Source organism: Streptomyces mesophilus (assembly GCF_011044995.1).
Taxonomy (GTDB): Bacteria; Actinomycetota; Actinomycetes; order Streptomycetales; family Streptomycetaceae; genus Streptomyces; species Streptomyces mesophilus.
Window position 1 is genome coordinate 1 of sequence record NZ_JAAKZW010000326.1, and the last position, 6,995, is coordinate 6,995.

At 70.5% G+C, this 6,995-nt stretch carries 5 protein-coding genes; 4 read left to right on the forward strand and 1 reads right to left on the reverse strand.

Features of this window, described 5'->3' with window-relative positions; genetic code table 11:
- Nucleotides 1–77 precede the first annotated feature (77 nt).
- Both G6045_RS38095 and G6045_RS38100 read left to right on the forward strand, forming a co-directional pair.
- A complete protein-coding gene (locus G6045_RS38095) occupies nt 78–1,328 on the forward strand; it encodes an exo-beta-N-acetylmuramidase NamZ family protein (RefSeq protein ID WP_165336823.1) in 1,251 nt (416 codons plus the stop codon).
- A gap of 87 nt (nt 1,329–1,415) precedes the next feature.
- Nucleotides 1,416–2,735 carry an alpha/beta fold hydrolase gene (locus G6045_RS38100; RefSeq protein WP_165336824.1) on the forward strand — a complete coding sequence of 440 codons (1,320 nt, stop codon included), beginning with the start codon at nt 1,416–1,418 and terminating at the stop codon, nt 2,733–2,735.
- Between the two features lie 24 nt (nt 2,736–2,759).
- On the opposite strand, the gene G6045_RS38105 is transcribed toward G6045_RS38100, so the two are convergent.
- Nucleotides 2,760–5,600 carry a penicillin acylase family protein gene (locus G6045_RS38105; RefSeq protein WP_165336825.1) on the reverse strand — a complete coding sequence of 947 codons (2,841 nt, stop codon included), beginning with the start codon at nt 5,598–5,600 and terminating at the stop codon, nt 2,760–2,762.
- 248 nt (nt 5,601–5,848) lie between these two features.
- Here G6045_RS38105 and G6045_RS38110 point away from each other — a divergent pair, with 248 nt between their 5' ends.
- Both G6045_RS38110 and G6045_RS38115 read left to right on the forward strand, forming a co-directional pair.
- Complete coding sequence (locus G6045_RS38110) at nt 5,849–6,493, forward strand: hypothetical protein (protein WP_165336826.1); 645 nt, start codon at nt 5,849–5,851, stop codon at nt 6,491–6,493.
- A 109-nt stretch (nt 6,494–6,602) separates the two neighbouring features.
- The coding region (locus G6045_RS38115) for a 3-keto-5-aminohexanoate cleavage protein (protein WP_206344726.1) at nt 6,603–6,995 on the forward strand (393 nt) is incomplete at its 3' end.

The following is a 6,995-nucleotide window of genomic DNA, read 5'->3' on the forward strand; positions in this document are numbered from 1 at the left end:
CCAGTTTCGGGAAGGGGCGGGTAGGGGAAACGGGCCCGCCGCAGGCGCAACCCGCACCCCGACGGACCGGAGGCCTCATGACCCACCTCTCCAGACGCACGCTGCTTGCCGCCACAGCCGCAGGCACGGCGGCAGCAGCCACCACCACCGGAGCGGCCGCCGCCGACCCGACCCGCGGCAAAAAGCTCCGCACCGGCTTCGAGCGCCTCGCCGCAAGCGGCTACGCCCAGCTCGACGGCGAGCGCGTCGGCATCGTCACCAACCCCACGGGCATCACCCGCGACGTACGCCACATCGTCGACGTGATGCACGCCGACGACCGCGTCGACCTCGTCGCCGTCTTCGGCCCCGAGCACGGATTCCGAGGGACGGCGCAGGCCGGCGGGTCCGAGGGGTACTACGAGGACCCCGCGACCGGGCTGCCCGTGTACGACACGTACCAGAAGAGCGGTCAGCCGCTGGCCGACATCTTCACGCAGTCCACCGTGGACACGGTCGTCTTCGACATCCAGGACGTCGGCGCCCGTTTCTACACGTACATCTGGACGCTCTTCGACTGCATGCAGGCCGCCGCCCTGGCCGGCAAGCGCTTCGTCGTGCTCGACCGACCGAACCCCGTCACAGGGCGCGCTGCCCTGGGCCCCATCCTGCACAAGGAGTTCGCGACGTTCGTCGGACGCGAGCCGATCTCGCAGGCGCACGGCATGACCGTCGCCGAGCTGGCCCGGCTGTTCAACGGCGAGTACCTGAGCACGCCCGTTCCGCTGGAGACCGTGCTCATGTCCGGGTGGCGGCGCGACGACTTCTACGACGCGTCCGGGCTGCCCTGGGTGCCGCCGAGCCCGAACATGCCCACGCCCGAGACGGCCCTTGTGTACTCCGGGACCTGTCTGTTCGAGGGCACCAACCTGTCCGAGGGCCGCGGCACGACCCGCCCGTTCGAGCTGCTCGGCGCCGAGGGGATCGGGCGCCAGTGGGCCGCGGCGGCCAATGAACTCGGCCTGGCCGGTGTGGACTTCCGCGAGGCGTACTTCGCGCCCACCTTCTCCAAGTTCCAGGGCAAGACCGTCGGCGGCGTCCAGGTCCATGTGCAAGACCGCGAGGACTTCGATCCGGTCCGTACCGGCATCGGACTCCTGATCACCGCCAAGCGGACCTGGAGCGGCTTCGCCTGGCGGCCGGACAACTGGATCGACAAGCTCACCGGTTCCACGCAGGTCCGCACCATGATCGACGCCGGGGCCGGGGTGGACGAGGTCGTCGGCGGCTGGCAGGACGAGCTGGACGCCTTCCGAGCCGTACGGCGCAAGTACCTCGCGTATCGCTGATACGGCGGCAGAAGGCTGGCCGTGCACGGACCCCGGCGCGATGCTGGGCGCACCCCTTGTGCCAGGGTCCGTGAACGGAGGCCGGTCATGCCGGAGTTCAGCGTCGCACCGTACCGGGAGCTCACCTTCGACGCGGACGGGGACGTCCAGGCCGGGCAGTTGGCGGCGCTGCGTGCGCTGCGCGTCCGGGATCTGGTGGTGTTCGCGCACGGGTGGAACAACGACCGGTCGATGGCCACCACGTTCTACGACCGGTTCTTCGCGCCGTTCGCCGCCCTCGCGCCCCCGATGACGACGGGGTATGTGGGGGTGCTGTGGCCGGCGATGCGGTTCACCGACGAGCCGATCCCCGACTTCGACCCGCGCAGCGCCGCCGGGCCCGTGGATGCGGTCGGTCCGGTGCTGCGGCCCGAGCTCGACGAGGCGACCCGGCAGGCGCTGCGCACGGTGTTCCCGGACCGCGTGGACGTCGTGGACCGGCTGGCCCGGATGCTCGCCGAACAGCCCACCAACCATGCGGCGTTCGATGAGTTCGGGCTGTTCGTACGGAAGTTGGTGGAGGTTCCGCCGCGCGGTGCGCCGGCCTCCTTCGCCCAGGACATCGAGGCCGGGGACGACGCTGCTGGCAGCAGCGATCCGGCGATGCTCTTCGACGACACCGCCACCGTCTGCCGGGCGTTCACCGAGGCCCTCGAGGAGCTGGGCGCCGTGCCGTCGGGCTCGCGCGAGGGTGCGTTCGGCATCGGCCTCGACCGGCTGTGGAACGGTGGCAAGGAGCTGCTGCGGCAGGGCACGTACTACGCGATGAAGCGCCGCGCGGGCACGGTGGGACAGCTGGGGCTCGGGCCCGCGCTCGGGGAACTGGCCGAGCGGAACCCGGACCTGAGGATCCACCTCGTCGGGCACAGCTTCGGGGCGCGTCTTGTCTCCTTCGCGCTGCGCGGTCTTCCGAAGAGCGTGACGAGCGTGAAGTCGGTGACCTTGCTGCAGGGCGCCTTCTCGCACCACGCCTTCGCCCCCCGGCTGCCCCATCAGGCGGGCGGCGGTGTGCTGCGCGGGCAGGAGCGGCGGATCGACGGACCGCTGGTGTGCTGCCACTCGGAGCACGACGCGGCGCTGAAGGTGTTCTATCCGCTGGCCTCCCGGCTGGCCGGCGACTCGACGGGGCTGCTCGGCGACGACGCCAAGTGGGGCGCGCTCGGCTACGGCGGGATCAAGGGCGTCGACGGGACCAAGCGCCTCACACTCGCCCGGGCCCTCGACGGCGGGCTGCCGAAGGACGGCTGTGTGAACGTCGACGCGGCCGCCAAGGTGCGCCGCGGCGGACCCCCGTCGGGGGCCCACAGCGACATTCTGCACAGGGAGTTGGCGCAGGTGGTGCTGGCGGCGGGCCGCATCCACGCATAGCGGCGGCCCACCGCCTCACGAAGCTCACCTGTGCGAGGGGAACTCCACCACCTGCTGATACGTGGGCCGGTTCTGCCACTGGATGGGCTGGTGCGTGATCCCGCCGACCGCGCGGTGCACGATCGCGTCCGCGCACCACTGGTCGCCGGCCTTGCAGTGCTCGTCACCGGGGTAGACCTCGGTGGCCGGCTTGGCGGCGGCCTGGAGGAGGGTGGCGAGCAACGAGTCCCGGCATGCGGTGAGTTCACCACCACCGCAGTACGTGCGGGCGAGCGGGCCCTTGACCTCCTGGCCGAGTACCGCCCGTAGATCCTTGTCGGCATAGCCCCACCAGCCGCGCTGGAAGGCCGAACCGGCATGCGCGCCGGTCGGTCCGTGCGCCGCCGAAGGCGCTTCGTCGACGCCGAGCTGCCCGGTCAGCGCCGTGTACAGCTCGTCGCCGAGGCCGGGCTTGAACGCGGCCTCCACCAGGAGCGGCCACCATGCGTCCATGATCCGGACAGCGTCGGCGTGGGCGTACGTCTTGGAGCCCGCCGCGGTCTGGTTGCGCAGGGTGCCCGCCTGCTGCCAGGCCTCCAACTGCTGCACTGCCGTCGCGAGTTGCGGATCGGCGAGGGGCTGGGGCCTGATCACCTTCAGGAGCTTCGGCAGCACCTGCTCGCCCCGCAGATCCGCGACCGCCGCCTCGGCCATCGCCTGCGTCAGGGAGGCGCGGGTGACCTTGCCGTCCCCGATGAGCTCCTTGACGCGGTCGTCGAGGAGGTCGCCGCGGTGCACGGCCCCGAAGCTGAAGTCGGCGGCGCTGTAGTCGTCGGCCTGCTTGTTGTTCCAGGAGATGTAGTAGTCCTGGTTCACCGACTGCGGATGCTCGTTCATCGGGGTGTACGCGGCGGTGTTGCCCGCGGGCTCGAAGTCCTTCCAGGCGTACGCGTCCTCGGCACGGACCGGGAAGGAGGCGTCCACGCCCTCCGCGCGCACCGGGTTGGAGCCGCTGTTGTAGTACGCGATGTCCCGGGAGTCGGCGTAGAACCAGTTGAAGGCGTATCCGATGTGGTCGGCGGCCCGCTGGAAGGACTTGGCGTCCTGCACGTATCCCGGATCGTTGAACATCTGGAAGCCGATGATGGAGTCGGCCTCGTGGCGGTAGGTGGAGCGCAGCGAGGTGTACGCGATCGGCTTGCCGTCGCTGAGCGCGCGATGGGTGACGATGCCGTAGTGCGTACGGAAGACCTGCAGGCGGTACGAACCGGCGGCGGTGGAGTCCGCGAGGCTCGGCTTCCAGGCGTTGCGCTTCTCCAGCTTCTCCATCGGGACGCAGGCGCCCTTGTAGCGGTAGTGCGTGGACTGCTTGGTCGGCGCGGCGCCGTTCGGCTCGCAGAGTTCGACCGCGTACGTGTCGGTGATGTCCTGGCCCGCTGAGGTGGCCGACCAGGAGTAGTCGACGCCGCGGCCCAGCTGGATGTACATGCCGACGCCGGCGAAGGAGACCCCGCGGGCCTTGATGCCGGGCCCGTCCAGCTCCTGCATCATCAGCAGCTGTGGCGCGAAGTACCCGGTCTGCGGCCCGAACACGGCCACCGGATTTCCGCTCGCGGTGTGCTTGCCGGAGACGAGCAGCGCGTTGGACATGCCCTTCTTGGCGCTGAACAGGTCCTCGGGCAGCACCCCGTCATCATGCATCCCTTGCAGCTTGCGCAGTGTGGCCGGCGCCTTGACCGGATCCTTCGCCGGGGTCTTCTGCGCGGCCGCGCCCGTACGGTCGAAGATCAGCGGCTCGCGCTCGACCGTGCCCGCGTCGGGCATCGCCATCCCGCGCGGCTTCGCGGGCTTCTCGGCGTACGGGAAGCTGCTGCCGTCATGGATCGTCCGGACGGTCTCCGGGTCGTTGCGCTGACGGAAGGACTCCCAGACCTTGGTGCCCTCCTCGACGCCGTATTTCTTCTGCGCGGCGAGCAGCGACAGCGCCTGCTCCACCTCTCCCCCGCCGCCTCCGCCGAAGAGGCCGCCGACCACCGAGGCGAGCGCGATGAGGTCGGTCACCTTGAACGGCTGGATCTCACCGATGTTGGTGATCGCGTCGACCTTGCCGGTGAGCACGTACTCACCGGGGAAGTACCGGCCCTTCTTGGCTTGAACCCGATAGGCGTTGAGGCCGTCGATGTAGGCCTGCGCGTCCTGCATGGCCTGCTTGCCGCGCTCGCCCTGCCTGTTCAGGATGTGGTCGACCTGCGCCTGCAGGTCCTCCTCGGTGTACGGGGCCTGCGGCCAGAAGCTCTGTTCCAGGCCCTGGTTGGCGGGTGCGCCGCCCGCGAACGGGGTGAGCTCGCCGCGGCCGATATGGCGGAACAGGTCGATCAGCCAGAGCCGGTCCTGGCCCGCGGCGTACCCCGCGCCGAACTCGGTGCCGTAGCGCGTGGTTCCCTTGATGTGCGGGACGCCGTTCTTCTTGTCGCGCGTGATCGTCACGTCGCCCCGCGGGCGCGTGACGGAGGCGACCTGGTCGGCGGGCACACCGAAGGACGCGTCCTGGAAGTAGCTGTTTAGGCGGGCGTCGGTCAGGGACCCGTAGCCCGAGGACAGGGCGTCATAGGGGGCCAGCTGGTCGTCGCTGTGCGCCGGTTTCGTACCGAAGAGGCGGTGGCCGAGGATCTCCACGAGCGTGGCGGAACCGTTCGCACCCGGCGGCAGGATGTCGACGCACTGGTCCCCGCAGTGGTCGGCGGGCGGCTCGGCGGCTGCCGCGGCCTGCGGGAGGGGCATCAGGAGCCCTGCGGCGAGGGCGGCCGCCGCGGCGAGGACGCCCCCGGCGCGGGCGGGCTTGGAGGTTCTGCTGCGGACTCTGAACCGGGGGATGCGCTGTCGCATACCTGCTCCTCCTGGCTAGAAGTGAAGCACCCCGCGAGTGCGGTCACCGGAGGTTACCGACGGTAGGAGCCCGGCAGAAGGTGAACATGCGTCACCTTTTCCAACTCACCACACTCGCAGGCCCCTGCTGCCCCGCATGCAGCAGTGATGGGGCCCATCGGAAATCGGATGGAGCTGGAGGGAGCCGAATCACGACCCGTTACGTCCAACCCGCAACGTCCGAGTACCAGCGACGGAGGTGCATGGCGATGGCCGGATTCCGTAGCCTCGCGAGACAGGTGCGTGACCCTCACAACGACCTGGCGCTGCGCCGCTATTCACTGCGCAAATGCCTCGAACGGTTCGCCCCCTACGGCCACCGGGCGACCTGGGACCATCTGTGCATCCGGGCCGGCTTCGGCCCGGAGGACCGGTCCCCTGATCCGGCGCGGCTCGAGGCCGCGCTCGACGAACTCGAAGAAGCCCGGGCCGTCTGGCTCGCCTACGAGCGCGACTTCGCCGCCCGGCGCAAGCAGGAGAAGCACGACGGGCTGCGCCGGCCCGGAGTGATCGACGACTGGCACCGGCTGACCTGGGGCGGCCACGGCATAGCGTGGTGCGACGACCCTTCGGTCCACCCCTCCGCACCGCTGGACGCGGTGCTGCGGCGGCTGATCGCCGCCCTCGAGCGCGACCCCGGCGATCTCTGCCCGGTGTGCGATTCCACGGATATCGCCTGGGAACCGGAACTCACCCACGAGCCCTTCTCGGGCCCCCTCTGCGAGCACTGCGGCATCGTGGTGCCGCGCCCGGTGCTCACGGCCGAGGCCCTGATGCGGATACGGGGGCGCGGCAGGCAGCCGGCGTTGCTGGCGGCTGCGGGGATGGCGGCGGCATCGGCCCTGTCGGCCTGAGGGGCGCGCGGGACGACGGGGTGACTGGGGTGACGGGGGTGACCGGGATGACGAGGGTGCGCCGATGAAGCCGCGCCCCCTGTCAGTGACGGCTGGCACCATCGACGGCATGGTGTGGATCCAGGTCTGTCTCAACGGCGCACGCGGCACGGCCGACGGTGCGGCCATCCCGATGTCCCCCGAGGACATGGCCCGTTCGGCGGCGCACGCGGTCGCCGCGGGGGCCATGGACGTGCATGTCCATCCCAAGACCCCCTGCGGCCATGACACCCTCTCGCCGCGCGCGGTCGCGGCGACGATTCAGGCCGTACGTTCGCTCGTCGGCGTTCCCGTCGGGGTGACGACGGGCGCCTGGGCCGAACCGGACCCGGCCGTACGTCTGGAGCAGATCCACTCGTGGACGGTCCTTCCGGACCACGCCTCGGTCAACTGGCATGAGCCGGGGGCGGAGTCGGTCGCGGCGGCGCTGCTCGAACGGGGTGTGGGGGTGGAGGCGCTGCTT